This is a genomic window from Vibrio palustris (assembly GCF_024346995.1).
Taxonomy (GTDB): domain Bacteria; phylum Pseudomonadota; class Gammaproteobacteria; order Enterobacterales; family Vibrionaceae; genus Vibrio; species Vibrio palustris.
The window spans coordinates 2,473,748-2,487,784 of sequence record NZ_AP024887.1 but is presented as its reverse complement, the minus strand read 5'-3'; the positions used below and the strand labels follow the sequence as shown (position 1 = coordinate 2,487,784).

Sequence of the window (14,037 nt, the reverse complement as noted above, 5' to 3'; positions counted from 1 at the left end):
TCCTCAATATCAATTCAGCTGTGACGTTCATTGAATCGGTAAGTAAATAGTAAATATGGTGCGCCCAGGCCAGCTTTCGACATCAATCTTGCCATTATGCTGATCAATTAAGTTTTGTGAGATAGAGAGCCCTAATCCGGAGCCTCCATCACGGCCACTGACCATGGGGTAAAATAATGTATCTTGTAGTTCGATGGGGATACCAGGTCCGTTATCGATGATTTCGATACGAGCAACCAACTTATGGCGTTGCCCATGGATATTGGCTTGGTGGACTGTACGCGTGCGTAGAATAATTTCACCATGAGGCTGCTGTGATAAAATTTGAGCGGCATTGCTGACAATATTCAATAATGCTTGTTCAATTTGATCGGGATCCATCATGATGTCAGGCAGGCTAGGATCGTAATCACGCTCAAAAATTAGCTCACGGTTGCCATCGAGCTCGATCAATTGACGAACTTTTTCCAAAATTTGGTGTAAGTTACCTAACTCTTTTTTACCTGGTTTCTGTGGCCCTAATAAACGATCAACCAGTGCTCTTAAGCGATCGGCTTGCTCTATGATGATTTGGGTGTACTCAGTTAGGCTCTGATCTTCTAGCATGCGCTCGAGTAATTGTGCAGCCCCACGAAGCCCCCCCAACGGATTCTTAATTTCATGAGCGAGACCTCTGACTAACAGTTTAGCTGCTTGTTGTTGAGTGTGTTGATTAAGTTCTTGAGTTAAGCGACGTTGCTGGCCGATACGACGCATTTCCACTAATAGCATGAGCTCACGATTCCAAGACAGCGGACTAACGGTCACTTCAAGCATTAAGGGTTTGCCATCCACGACAAAAGTGACATCACTATCAGTAATGCTTTGGCCGCTTTGTAGTGGTTGAGACAGTAGGGCGAGATCCATGGAAGCATGTTGTATTAAGTTAGAAATAGGCTGATTGATGATTCGCTTAGCGCTCTGAGAAAAAAGTTGTTCTGCAGATGGATTTGCATAACAGACACAAAGAGATTCATCGAGTATCAGAGTGGCTGATACAATATTGTCTAATATGATTTCACTTAATTCTGCACTCACAACGTGTTCCTCTCTTCCTAGCTGAGTCTCAATGCACTAATATAGTGCATTTTAGCATGAAGCATGGTGCACTACATACTGTCTAGTTGACTATTTATTATCCATTGAAAAATAAGTATGCACTAAATAAGTATTTTTAAACTGTAATTGGTTTTTTTGCACCATATTCATAGGGTTTAATGCAATAAGCTTGCCGCTTATGGCTAATAATGGTTTTAAAACAGATAGGATATAATGGGTTAGCTATATGCCACCATTTTGGTGCTAGCGCCCTAAAATAAGACAGTAGAAAAAAGCCTGCTCGTTTGAGCAGGCTTTTGAATCTAGGTTTGCAGTCGTACTTATACTGAGTAGTACATTTCGAACTCAACTGGATGAGTCGTCATTTGTAGACGAGTCACGTCTTCAGATTTCAACTCGATATAAGAATCGATGAAGTCATCAGAGAATACGCCGCCAGCGGTTAAGAACTCACGATCTTCATCTAGAGCTTTCAATGCTACTTCGAAGTTTTCTGCAACTTTTGGAATCTCTGCTGCTTCTTCCGCTGGAAGGTCGTAGAGATCTTTATCCATTGCATCGCCAGGATGGATCTTGTTTTTAATACCGTCTAGGCCAGCCATTAGCAATGCAGAGAATGCTAGGTATGGGTTCGCTGTTGGATCTGGGAAGCGAACTTCAAGACGACGTGCTTTAGGACTTGGTACTACAGGAATACGGATAGACGCTGAACGGTTACGTGCCGAGTAGGCAAGCATAACAGGTGCTTCAAAGCCCGGAACAAGACGTTTGTACGAGTTGGTTGATGCGTTTGCAAAAGCGTTGATTGCACGAGCGTGTTTGATGATACCGCCAATGTAGTAAAGCGCCATTTCAGATAGACCGCCGTACTTATCGCCTGCAAATAGGTTTACGCCGTCTTTTGCAAGAGATTGGTGAACGTGCATACCTGAACCGTTATCACCAACAAGTGGCTTAGGCATAAAGGTTGCGGTTTTTCCGAATGCATGAGCAACATTATGAACAACGTATTTGTAGATTTGGATTTCATCTGCTTTCGTGGTCATAGTGTTAAAGCGAGTCGCGATTTCGTTTTGACCAGCGGTTGCCACTTCGTGGTGGTGCGCTTCAACAACGAGTCCCATTTCTTCCATCACTAGACACATTGCAGAACGGATGTCTTGAGAAGAGTCGACAGGAGATACTGGGAAATAACCGCCTTTCACGCCTGGACGGTGACCTTTGTTACCGTCTTCGTATTCAGTACCGCTGTTCCAAGCTGCTTCTACATCATCGATTTTGTAGAAAGAGCCAGACATATCTGAAGAATAGCGTACATCGTCAAACAAGAAGAACTCTGGTTCTGGACCGACAAGAACAGTGTCTGCAATGCCCGTTGAACGCATGTACTCTTCAGCACGTTGTGAGATAGAGCGAGGATCGCGATCGTAGCCTTGCATGGTAGCAGGTTCCAGAATGTCACAACGAATGTTCACTGTTGCTTCTTCTGTAAATGGGTCAAGTACAGCAGATGATGCATCTGGCATCATTACCATGTCTGATTCGTTGATACCTTTCCAGCCAGCGACAGAAGAGCCATCAAACATCTTACCTTCTTCGAAGAAGTCTGCGTCTACTTGGTGAGCCGGAATTGATACGTGTTGTTCCTTACCTTTCGTATCAGTGAAGCGCAAGTCAATAAACTTGACTTCGTTTTCTTGAATCAGCGATAAAACATTTTCAACTGACATTTTGGATAACCTCCAGTGTTAAAATAGCAATTGGGGCTCGAATTTACTTTGAAACCAGCAAGTAAGACTGCTGTACCCATTTCATAAACGAATGTAATATTCGTAAAGCTAAATTCGTGCCAAAAAAATAAATCCTTTGATTTCATTGGCTTAACTTTGCCGTGACAGATGTTGGTGCTATGGGTTGCACTAAAATGATCACGTGTTGCACCAAAATGGACTAAATATGTTTATTTTGGTGCATGGTGCTGTGTAAGCTGGCTACCATTCAGCCTCTATCTCATTAAGATGTCAATGAATGTTTAACTAAAATAATGCAGCAGAGTAATGTTGTTTAACCTCAAATACGGTTGAATTTCTTACTAAAATAGAAAAATAACCGAAATAGATCACATATTTCTGGGTTTTTCGCTAAAATCTGGTACATTATGGTCGTTTTTTTAACCAAACTCTGACCTCAATTGCGACATGGTGTCGTAAAGGGTCTTTTGTGAAATAAGTGAATCAGAATCCATGGCTACTCCGCATATTGAAAAACTAAGAAACATCGCGATCATCGCTCACGTTGACCACGGTAAAACCACGCTTGTTGATAAGCTACTACAGCAATCAGGCACGTTAGAGTCTCGCGGTGAAGTTGAAGAGCGCGTCATGGACTCAAATGACATTGAAAAAGAACGTGGCATCACCATCCTTGCTAAAAATACAGCAATTAACTGGAATGACTACCGCATCAATATCGTTGATACTCCTGGGCACGCAGACTTTGGTGGCGAAGTAGAACGTATTATGTCGATGGTAGATTCAGTACTACTTATCGTTGATGCTGTTGATGGCCCTATGCCACAAACACGTTTTGTAACACAGAAAGCGTTTAACTACGGTTTGAAACCAATCGTTGTTATTAACAAAATTGACCGTCCTGGCGCTCGTCCTGATTGGGTAATGGATCAAGTATTTGATTTGTTCGATACGTTAGGCGCGACCGACGAACAGTTAGACTTCCAAGTTGTTTATGCTTCAGCATTAAACGGTTGGGCAAGCCAAGAAGAAACAACAACTGGCGAAAACATGGAACCATTGTTCCAAGCGATCGTTGATGGTGTTGATGCGCCAAACGTTGACCCAGATGGTTCTCTGCAAATGCAGATCTCTCAGCTTGATTACAGCGCTTATGTTGGTGTTATCGGTGTAGGCCGTGTAACTCGCGGTACGGTTAAACCAAACCAGCAAGTTACTATCATTTCTGCTGACGGCAAAAAACGTAACGGTAAAGTGGGTACGGTATTAGGTTACCTAGGCCTTAACCGTTCTGAAGCAGAACAAGCTTCTTCTGGTGATATCGTGGCAATTACTGGTCTCGGTGAACTTAAAATCTCAGACACCATCTGTGATGTTAACGTTGTTGAAGCACTACCTGCATTGACTGTTGATGAACCAACAGTAACCATGACTTTCCAAGTAAACACGTCTCCGTTTGCGGGTAAAGAAGGTAAGTTCGTTACTTCACGTAACATTCTTGAGCGTCTAGAAAAAGAATTGGTTCACAACGTAGCACTACGTGTTGAACAAACTGAAGATCCAGACCGTTTCCGTGTATCAGGTCGTGGCGAATTGCACCTTTCGATTTTGATCGAAAACATGCGTCGTGAAGGCTTCGAGCTAGCGGTATCACGTCCTGAAGTTATTTTGAAAGAAGAAAACGGCCAGCTAATGGAACCGTTTGAAACGGTAACCATTGACGTTGTTGAAGAAAACCAAGGCGCGATCATGGAAAGCGTTGGTTTACGTAAAGGTGAACTAACAGATATGAACCCAGATGGTAAAGGTCGTGTTCGCATGGACTTTATGATGCCTTCTCGTGGTCTTATCGGTTTCCAAACTGAATTCCTAACTATGACTTCAGGTTCAGGTCTTCTTTACCATACGTTCGACCACTACGGCGAACACAAAGGTGGTGAAATCGGTCGTCGTCAAAGCGGTGTTCTAATTTCAAACGCAACAGGTAAAGCACTGACTTACGCACTATTTAACCTGCAAGGTCGTGGTCGTTTATTTGCCGAGCATGGTGATGAAGTTTATGAAGGCCAAGTTATTGGTATTCATAGCCGTTCAAATGACTTAACAGTAAACTGTTTGAAAGGTAAGCAGCTGACGAACGTTCGTGCATCTGGTACGGATGAAGCTCAGACGCTTAGCCCTGCAATCAAATACACGCTAGAACAAGCTCTAGAGTTCATCGATGATGATGAATTGGTAGAAGTAACGCCAGAAAGCATTCGTATTCGTAAGAAATTCTTAACTGAAAACGATCGTAAACGCGCTTACCGTGGTAAATAAGCAATAGCTTAGCCACGCTACTGTAAGATAGAAACTAAAGCCTTTGGTTATCCAAAGGCTTTTTTTTATCTTGCATTCATGGTGTTATTAATTAGACAACGATTTTAGCAAGGATGTTAACGATCGCTTAGACTAAGGGAAACATCGTATTGAGTAACTGTTATGCCTAATTACCAGCAATTACCCCAAGAGTGCATTAACTTTGCACGTTACATATCTCACCGTATGAGCCAAGATCGAGTGAATGTCACTGCCGGTTATTTGGCTTATATTACCTTGATTTCGCTCGTGCCAATGCTAACAGTACTGGTGTCGATCCTGTCATCGTTCACCGTGTTTGATAATGTGAGTGATGTCATTCAAGATTTTGTCATTACCCACTTTGTTCCCACTGCTGGAGATGCAGTGAGTGGTGCATTAAAACAGTTTGTCTCCAATACTGGAAAAATGACCGCGGTTGGCAGTATTTTCTTATTCGTTGCGGCGCTAATGTTGATTTCGAATGTCGATCGCAGTCTCAATTTTATTTGGCGAGTACGTAATAAGCGCCGGATGGTGTTTTCTTTATCCATGTATTGGATGTTTTTAACATTGGGGCCGCTACTGATTGGTGCCAGTATTGCGTTAAGTTCTTATATTACCTCTTTGAAAGTGATCGATAATGAGACACTAACCGGAGCCTATAATCTGTTCTTGCGTTGGTTACCGGTATTATTATCCTTTCTGGCTTTTACCGTGTTGTATTTGTTAGTTCCTAATAAGAAAATCAAACTACCGCATGCGTTTACTGGCGCATTAGCGGCCGCTGTGTTGTTTGAGTTGAGTAAAAAAGGCTTTGCTTTTTACATCACTCACTTTCCTTCCTACCAACTGATTTATGGCGCATTAGCAGCCATTCCTATTTTGTTTGTTTGGGTGTACTTATGTTGGTTGATAGTATTGTTCGGTGCTGAGATTACCGCTGGACTTGGTGAAGATGTTCAGTGGCGCTCTCGGTATCAAGAAGCGATAGAAGACATTGTTCAAGTTAAGGAAAAAGAGAGTGATAGCGTTAATTCAAAGAGTGAGTGAGGCGGCGGTACGTGTTGAGGATGAAACCGTTGGAGCCATTGAGCAGGGCCTATTAGTACTGCTTGGTGTCGAAAAAGGGGATGATGACGCCAAAGCTAAGCGTCTTATGGAGCGTGTTACTCAATACCGAGTATTTGAAGATGATGCAGGGAAAATGAACCTGAGCGTCAAGGATGTGGGCGGAAGCGTTTTAGTTGTCTCACAGTTCACTTTGCCAGCCGATACCAAAAAAGGCACTCGGGCTGGCTTTTCTAAAGGAGCTGCGCCTGATGAAGCCCGCCGTTTGTATGACGTCTTTTCCCAATTGTGTGCAGAACAGTTACCGACTGAGTGTGGGCGTTTTGCCGCCGATATGAAGGTTTCATTAGTGAATGATGGTCCAGTGACGTTTTGGTTGCAGGTATAGAGTAGTGGATTCAAGCCGCGTTGAGGAAAGAGTAGGCGTGGCTTTCAATCTAGTATAGGATCGACCCCATCGAGTTAAATGGATACTTAACCGGAAGTTTGTATGTTTAAACTGATTACGCCGCGCACGGAAAACCAAATCAAAAAGTATTATCAGTTTCGCTGGCAAATGCTGCGTGAACCCTGGCAGATGCCATTAGGATCTGAAAGGGATGAGTTCGATGGCATGAGTCACCATCGTATGATTGTTGATGGTCGTGGTCGTCCTATTGCCATAGGGCGTTTGTATATTACGCCTGACTGTGAAGGTCAGATTCGCTATATGGCCGTAAAAGCCAACCGACGCGGTAAAGGTATGGGCTCATTGTTAATGGTCGCGCTAGAATCGTTTGCACGTCAAGAAGGCGCTAAGCGTCTCGTGTGTCGAGCGCGTGAAGCCGCGGTACCGTTCTACCAAAGCAATGGTTTTGAGTGCCGTGGTGAGCTTGTGAGTGGCCGTGGCCCTTTATTGCATCAGCAGATGGTCAAGCCATTAGATGTGCGCTCAACGGTACTGCGTAAGCCTGAATGGTGCGCAGAGTTGCAAGATCGCTGGCAAGAGCAAATTCCTATTTGCGAAAAAATGGGGATAAAAATTCAAGAGTATACTGGTTATCAATTCCAGTGTAGTGCCCCTCTTAACCCTAATCTAAATCCACATAATACGATGTTCGCCGGATCGGCATTTACTCTAGCGACCTTAACGGGTTGGGGGATGGCGTGGCTATTGATGAAGGAGCGGGATTTATCCGGTGATATTGTACTGGTAGATAGCCATATTCGTTATCATCAACCTCTATTTTCTAATCCGCTTGCATCAACTTCGATGGATGGCATTAGTGGTGATTTAGATCGCTTAGCCGCGGGGCGTAAAGCTCGGATTGTGGTCCAAGTCTCGATCACCAGTGATGGTCATGAAGCCGTCGACTTCTTTGGTACCTACATGTTGATGCCTGATTACAAGGCGACGTTAGAAGGTATGCCTCATTAATTCACCGACTCTGATTTTTCTGGCGGTTTTTCGTGATTAGCATGGAGTAGGTCATAACGTGTGCTTTTATCTTGGTTGGTAACCGTCATGTCTAAGTGGCCAGATTGATAGTCAACCAAATCGAACTTTGCGGATAACTCAGCATCAAGCGTGGTGCCTTGGATGGGGGTTTGAGGAATAGCAATACGTCCACGGTCGGCGGTTATATGGAGATCGTCGATACCAAATGGCTGAATCGTGGTGGTGTTATCGTGCTGCATTGTCATAACGCCATGATAGATATTCGTTTTCGCACTACCACTTAGGGTATGCTTAATAATAGTTGGGTTTCCCGCCATCCCTGAGAAAGAAGCGTCGGTATCGGCAAAGCCGCTTAGCCAAATAGGTAATGATAACCATTGATTCAGTGGGTCAAGCGGTAGACCGTCGGCTTGGATATGTAATGACCACGGCGTATCTTGGTTAGTCATTGGCCATGTGCCTTGTGCTTTGAAATAACCATGCTTGAGTGGTAAGAATGCACGGGTCAGTGACCACACCTGATTATCGTTACTCATTTCAATTATTGCTTGGCTAGTATGGAGTTTCCCTATACTGGCGCTGTTCGCGCCCAGATTGATATTGCCCTGCCATAATCCAAACTGCTTATCGCGGCGTAATGTGAGATCTTGCCCATTAATGCTAAATCCAGATAACTGCCAGAAAGGCTTTTGTTTCAGCTGAATAAGCTGAGCATTATTTATTGCTAACTGATCCACTTGAATTGTTGACCACGGTAGATCATCGAGCGATAGCGTAGGGAAGTCCTTTTCATGCTCGCCATACCAGCGAATACCAGCAACATTGAATTGGGAGAGGTGTAATTTTTTAGGGGTCACCGAGCCTTTCAACTGTAACTGGCCTTGCCAAACATCGGCGATAAAATCATTGATGGTGATTTTCCCAGGCACAAGGGTGACGTCCAAATCGGGTTCTATCCATGTCATGTCTTGCCATTTGGCGTTATCAGCATGTAAAGAGAGCATGCCTTGAGTTTGCCATAATGAATTGAGTGTCCAGTTTTCAATTGAAATGTCAGCGTTATTGAGTGTCACTGTTCCAAATTCTAGCTGGCTGTTGAGGATATCGAGACTGTTGATGTGCGTGATCACGCGTGGCGGGAGCGTTTCCCATTTGTAGCGTAATTGGTCGATAATATTTTGCGTTAGCGCGAGATGATTCATAGTAACATTAACCAGTGACCAGCCACTCGGATAATGCTCTGCTTGTCCAGTCACCAATCCATTACGCCAATGAAAAGAAAACCCATTAATTGTACTGTCTGTTAGTTGATGATTCATATCAACTAACAAAGTATCGAAGTGTTCACCCTGCCATTGTATTTCTCCAGCAGAGAGTTGCATTTTTCCATAAGGTAGCCATTGTTCACGATGATACCAGTGCGGCTCTTTGACTTGAAAGTTAACGTGAGAGGCATCGATATTATCATGATGGATCGAGAGGTTATGCACCGCAAGCTGGTGGATCTTAAAGTTGGTAGGCTCTACAAAATGTGGCAACGTGTTATAAACGCTAATCCCATCGAATAACATACTATCAATTTGCCATTGGTCGTCATCATACACGGCATCATTGAACCAAATATCGAGATGCTGGAAGCTCAGCGAGGAATTATCTAATGCAATTGTCGGCTGCGTTAGACGCACATGCAGAGGATAGTTATATTCGGCTTTAGAGAACGATAAACGCGGATCACCAAAGAGTTGATTAACCCATTGCACTACGGGGGTGGCGTAGGATGTATTTAATAAACCAAATAGAGTCGCGATGATGATTACCAGCAGTAACAACAACGAGATAATAACAGTAAGTAGCTTTTTCATAGGGAATTAAGAACCGTAGTCAACCTGATAACAGATTGTAGTAAATCTGAGTTCTATTCAACCTAAATACAAGAAAAAGCCCCTAAAATTAGAGGCTTTTTGAATCTGCTTTGATTATTTAAGTTGTGGGCCAGCGCTCAGGAGTGATTGACCTTCTGCGGTATCCGTATACTTGGCAAAATTATCAATAAATCGTGCCGCGAGATCGTGCGCTTTGCTTTCCCATTGTAGTGGGTCGACATAGGTATCACGAGGATCCAAGATCTCACTATCGACATCGTGTAGGTGAGTCGGAATTTCAAAGTTAAATATCGGCACGGTTTTGGTTGGGGCTTGTTCAATTGAGCCATCTAAGATCGCGTCGATAATCGCGCGAGTATCCTGAATCGAAATTCTTTTACCAGTTCCGTTCCACCCGGTATTCACAAGGTAGGCTTGCGCTCCAGCTGCCTCCATGCGTTTGACTAAAACTTCAGCATATTGTGTTGGGTGCAGCGTTAAAAAAGCGGCGCCAAAACACGCGGAGAAGGTGGGAGTCGGCTCGGTAATACCACGTTCAGTTCCCGCTAATTTGGCGGTAAAACCGGATAAGAAATGGTATTTGGTTTGCTCTGGCGTTAATTTTGAGACAGGAGGTAATACGCCAAACGCATCCGCAGAGAGAAAAATAACTTTTTGTGCATGGCCACCCTTAGAGATTGGTTTGACGATATTATCGATATGATGAATTGGATAAGAGACACGGGTGTTTTCTGTTTTGGAACTGTCATCGAAATCAATTACGCCATGGGCATTGACGACCACGTTCTCGAGTAGTGCATCCCGACGAATCGCGTGATAAATATCCGGCTCGGCCTCTTTCGATAACTTGATGGTTTTGGCATAGCAGCCACCTTCAAAGTTAAACACCCCTTCGTTGTCCCAACCATGCTCATCGTCACCAATTAACGCACGTTTAGGATCGGTTGATAACGTCGTTTTCCCTGTGCCGGATAAACCGAAGAACACCGCCACATCGCCATTTTTTCCTTGATTGGCCGAGCAATGCATTGCCGCAATACCCTGCAAAGGCAAGAAATAATTCATCATGGCGAAAATGCCTTTTTTCATTTCACCGCCGTACCATGTTCCACCAATGAGCTGCATTTTTTCAGTAAGGTGAAATGCAGTGAAATTTTCAGAATTTAGCCCATGTTGCTGCCACTGAGAATTGGTGCATTTGGCGGCATTCATTACGACAAAGTCAGGGGTGAATTGCTGTAATTCTTCAGCCGATGGACGAATGAACATATTTTTTACAAAGTGGGCTTGCCAAGCGACTTCGGTAATAAAGCGGACGCACAGACGAGTATCAGGATTCGCTCCACAATACCCATCGATGACAAATAAGCGTTTATGGGATAACTGCTTGGCAACCGTGGCTTTGAGATCATCCCAAACGGATTGGGACATGGGTTTATTGTCGTTTTTAGCCTGAGAAGATGTCCACCACAGCGTGTCTCGAGTTGTATCATCTTCAACTATGTATTTATCTTTTGGGGAGCGACCTGTAAAAATTCCTGTATCGACCGCTACGGCACCAAGGTTGGTGACAATCCCTTTTTCACACCCCGCTAAATTTGGCGCGGTTTCTTCGATAAAGAGCTGTTCGTAGCTGGGGTTATGAAGAATTTCAGCAACGTCAGAAATGCCGTATTCAGTCAGATCTAGGTTTGCAACCTTGGCATGGTTTTCAGTGGTCATAGGTGCTCCTTGTAGAATATTGTAGGGTTTTTTATCAAGATGTTAGTTATTTTTATAATATTCATGGTAGCAACGTAATAAAAATAAAACAGAGTGCTTCTTCAAAAAACCAGAAAGAAATTAAGGACAATAGACATATGTCATCATTTCTGTTCAGCCCTAGTCGAATCGGTAGGATGCTTAATGTGGTGCGTTAGTCGGAGTCGTTGCGGTATGGCCATCGGCAAAGGTTACGACAGCGTGTTTGAGTTTTTGATGAGACAATAAAAAAGCCAGCATACTATATTATGCTGGCTTTGCGATTTATAACACACTGAGATTAATGTGTGTGTTGACTGCCTTGTTGAGAAGATTCAACGAACATTTCCGCTACTTGCATTGGATCAAAGGTGTAGTTTGAGCCGCAATAATCGCAATGTAGAGATATATGTCCTTCTTCTGCCAAGATGTTGTCTACTTCTTGGCGATCAACCGTCATGATGGCCGCTGCGCTGCGTTCCCGAGAGCAGCTACAGAAAAACGTAACAGGCTTTGGTTCGTACAGGTTGACGGTTTCTTGATTGTATAAACGGTAGAGCAATTCATTGGCTTCTAGCGTGAATAGTTCTTCGTCTTTAATGGTATCGGTGAGTTGTTCTAAGCGTTCAAAATCTTCTGGTGTGCCAGTCCCATCCGGCATGACCTGAATCAGCATACCTGCGGCATGAGGATGACCGTCTTGCTCACCCACACGTAACCACATGCGTGTTTTCAGTTGTTCAGAACGATCGAAGTAGTTTTCAATGATTTCTGCGAGATCTTTACCTTCCAGTCCGACCACACCCTGATAGCGTTCGCCATCTTTTGGCTCGACGGTAATCACAATATGCCCTTTGCCTAGCATGTCATGAATAGTGGCATCGTCGGCTATATCATCGCTACAACGAGCAACCCCACGAACATTATGGTGATTATCACCATTAATCACCGCAAGAGTCAGTGGGCCATCCCCTTGCAGTTGCACGGTGATAGAGCCTTCAAACTTCAATGTGGCTGTTAACAATGTAGTGGCAACAACCAATTCGCCAAGTAGGCGTTGTACGGCAGCTGGGTATTCCTTACTGGTAATAATTTTCTGGTACGTTTCATCCAGTTGTACCAGCTCGCCACGCACTGATAAGTTCTCGAATAGGTAGCGATTAAGCATGTTATTTGCCATGGAGGACATTCCGCCTTTTAATTTTGGTTTTTGAATCTAATGATATCTCGTCGCTGCTTTTTATCGGGGCGACGATCTGGGCTAGGGTTGTGCGCATTTAACTTACGCTCTAGCGCGCGCCGCTCACGTTTTGCAATGCTCTCGGACGTTTCATTGTATAGTGCTTGAGCTTCAGGCGCGCCACGTCGTTGTGAAGTAATGCTTTCAATCACAACCGTTTTTTCTTCGTGCCCTTGGCGAAGTGTAATATGTGCGCCCAGTTCTACCACTTTACTGGGTTTACTGCGCTGGCCATTATAATGGACTTTGCCCCCGTCGACCATATTCCTAGCAACGGAACGGGTTTTATAAAACCTCGCGGCCCACAGCCATTTATCGAGCCTTATAGCCTCAGAATTGGAACTCATGTCGGCAAATTTCCTCTAACATTTGTTTTGTTACGTATATTAATGTTAACAATGGAGTCTGACACACATGTTTTCAAGCAGTGTTGATGAATTAATCACCTTACATGAATATGTCATGAGGCTATGTTATATTATTGCGCCTTGTAACATTTCAAGTTGCTTTGGTTTCCTTTTTATTAACCTTCCCTCATAAGGATATTTTTGTTCGTGGAGCGGATAGATTTGAATTTAGCATCATCGACTCGTCTAACCTCGGCGATCACATACCTCAAAGGACAGCGTTGGCATCGGCCTGCGAGTTTAGGATGTAGTGTGGCGTTTATTGCCAGCTGTGCATGGCTATTAGGGGAAACTGTATGGTTAATTCCAGAGCAAGAGCATAGTATTCCAGCGTGGACGGCAGCGCATGTCACCGTCAGCAGTAAGCCGTCTAACTTAGATATTACCGATCTGAAAAAAGCCGATTTATTTGGTCATTACACCGCACAACCGGTGAAGGAGCCTTCTCGTTCGGTGGCGGTTGATGCACCTAAAACTCGCTTAAACTTACTCTTAGTTGGTGTGGTGTCTAGTTCTAACTCTCATTCAAGTCTTGCTGTAATTTCACATCAAGGTTCTCAAGATACGTATGGTATTGACGAAACCATCGATGGGACTTCCGTCAAGCTGAAAGCTGTTCTGCCAGATAGAGTAATTATCAATAATGGCGGGCGTGATGAAACTGTGATGCTAAATGGTTTAGATTATACTAAGCCAACAATCAATAAGACGAGCAATACGTTGACACAGTCAACCCAAGCAACTCAGCAACAATTACGCGCGATTCGTAACGAGATTCAGAAAAGCCCGAGTGCGATTCTGAAATATGTTCATATGTCGCAATTGAAGCAGGGCCCCGTCATTATGGGGTATCGGCTTAAACCAGGGGCAAACAAAGCCTTATTTGAATCGGTAGGCCTGCAGGCTGGAGACGTCGCCACGAAAATTAATGGCATAGACTTAACGGCACAGGATGCACTGACGAAAGTCATGAGTGCATTATCGAATACCAAAGAAATTAACCTTACCGTCGAACGTGATAATCAAGTACGTACTATTGAGTTCGCATTATAAATCTGATGCATCAAGTTTA

The 14,037-nt window shown here is 43.8% G+C and carries 11 protein-coding genes; 5 read left to right on the top strand and 6 right to left on the bottom strand.

From position 1 onward, the window contains the following. Positions 1-27: 27 nt before the first annotated feature. Both glnL and glnA read right to left on the bottom strand, forming a co-directional pair. A complete protein-coding gene (gene glnL, locus OCU30_RS11630) occupies positions 28-1,077 on the bottom strand; it encodes a nitrogen regulation protein NR(II) (RefSeq protein ID WP_077315197.1) in 1,050 nt (349 codons plus the stop codon). Positions 1,078-1,418: 341 nt separating this feature from the next. Beyond that, complete coding sequence (gene glnA / locus OCU30_RS11625; RefSeq protein ID WP_077315196.1) at positions 1,419-2,828, bottom strand: glutamate--ammonia ligase; 1,410 nt, start codon at positions 2,826-2,828, stop codon at positions 1,419-1,421. A gap of 513 nt (positions 2,829-3,341) precedes the next feature. Here glnA and typA point away from each other — a divergent pair. The 4 genes from typA (at position 3,342) to OCU30_RS11605 (ending at position 7,674) form a co-directional block, all read left to right on the top strand. Further along, positions 3,342-5,168, top strand: coding sequence for a translational GTPase TypA (typA, locus tag OCU30_RS11620; protein ID WP_077315195.1), 1,827 nt, complete (start codon positions 3,342-3,344; stop codon positions 5,166-5,168). A gap of 162 nt (positions 5,169-5,330) precedes the next feature. Next, on the top strand, positions 5,331-6,239 hold the full coding sequence (locus OCU30_RS11615) for a virulence factor BrkB family protein (protein ID WP_077315194.1): 909 nt from the start codon (positions 5,331-5,333) through the stop codon (positions 6,237-6,239). Next, on the top strand, positions 6,211-6,645 hold the full coding sequence (gene dtd / locus OCU30_RS11610) for a D-aminoacyl-tRNA deacylase (RefSeq protein WP_077315193.1): 435 nt from the start codon (positions 6,211-6,213) through the stop codon (positions 6,643-6,645). The genes OCU30_RS11615 and dtd overlap by 29 nt, the downstream gene beginning before the upstream one ends. 102 nt (positions 6,646-6,747) lie before the next feature. Beyond that, positions 6,748-7,674: a bifunctional GNAT family N-acetyltransferase/hotdog fold thioesterase gene (locus tag OCU30_RS11605; RefSeq protein ID WP_077315192.1), complete on the top strand. Its 927-nt coding sequence runs from the start codon at positions 6,748-6,750 to the stop codon at positions 7,672-7,674. Here the strand turns inward: OCU30_RS11605 and OCU30_RS11600 are convergent. The 4 genes from OCU30_RS11600 to hslR form a co-directional block, all read right to left on the bottom strand. After that, on the bottom strand, positions 7,671-9,557 hold the full coding sequence (locus OCU30_RS11600) for an AsmA family protein (RefSeq protein ID WP_077315191.1): 1,887 nt from the start codon (positions 9,555-9,557) through the stop codon (positions 7,671-7,673). The two genes, OCU30_RS11605 and OCU30_RS11600, sit on opposite strands and share 4 nt — an antisense overlap. A gap of 114 nt (positions 9,558-9,671) precedes the next feature. Then, complete coding sequence (gene pckA / locus OCU30_RS11595) at positions 9,672-11,300, bottom strand: phosphoenolpyruvate carboxykinase (ATP) (protein WP_077315190.1); 1,629 nt, start codon at positions 11,298-11,300, stop codon at positions 9,672-9,674. Positions 11,301-11,619: 319 nt separating this feature from the next. After that, entirely contained in the window at positions 11,620-12,498 is an 879-nt protein-coding gene (hslO, locus tag OCU30_RS11590) for an Hsp33 family molecular chaperone HslO (RefSeq protein ID WP_077315189.1), read from the bottom strand. A 17-nt stretch (positions 12,499-12,515) separates the two neighbouring features. Continuing rightward, complete coding sequence (gene hslR, locus OCU30_RS11585; RefSeq protein WP_077315188.1) at positions 12,516-12,905, bottom strand: ribosome-associated heat shock protein Hsp15; 390 nt, start codon at positions 12,903-12,905, stop codon at positions 12,516-12,518. Between the two features lie 207 nt (positions 12,906-13,112). Between hslR and gspC the strand changes: the two genes are divergently transcribed. Continuing rightward, positions 13,113-14,018 (top strand): type II secretion system protein GspC, encoded by a 906-nt coding sequence (gene gspC / locus OCU30_RS11580; RefSeq protein WP_077315187.1) that lies wholly within the window; start codon positions 13,113-13,115, stop codon positions 14,016-14,018. Positions 14,019-14,037: the final 19 nt, after the last annotated feature.

Coding starts and splice junctions, on each gene's coding strand:
- glnA (WP_077315196.1), bottom strand. CDS start 2,828: ATGTCAGTTGAAAATGTTTTATCGCTGATTCAAGAAAACGAAGTCAAG.
- typA (WP_077315195.1), top strand. CDS start 3,342: ATGGCTACTCCGCATATTGAAAAACTAAGAAACATCGCGATCATCGCT.
- OCU30_RS11615 (WP_077315194.1), top strand. CDS start 5,331: ATGCCTAATTACCAGCAATTACCCCAAGAGTGCATTAACTTTGCACGT.
- OCU30_RS11605 (WP_077315192.1), top strand. CDS start 6,748: ATGTTTAAACTGATTACGCCGCGCACGGAAAACCAAATCAAAAAGTAT.
- OCU30_RS11600 (WP_077315191.1), bottom strand. CDS start 9,557: ATGAAAAAGCTACTTACTGTTATTATCTCGTTGTTGTTACTGCTGGTA.
- pckA (WP_077315190.1), bottom strand. CDS start 11,300: ATGACCACTGAAAACCATGCCAAGGTTGCAAACCTAGATCTGACTGAA.
- hslO (WP_077315189.1), bottom strand. CDS start 12,498: ATGGCAAATAACATGCTTAATCGCTACCTATTCGAGAACTTATCAGTG.
- hslR (WP_077315188.1), bottom strand. CDS start 12,905: ATGAGTTCCAATTCTGAGGCTATAAGGCTCGATAAATGGCTGTGGGCC.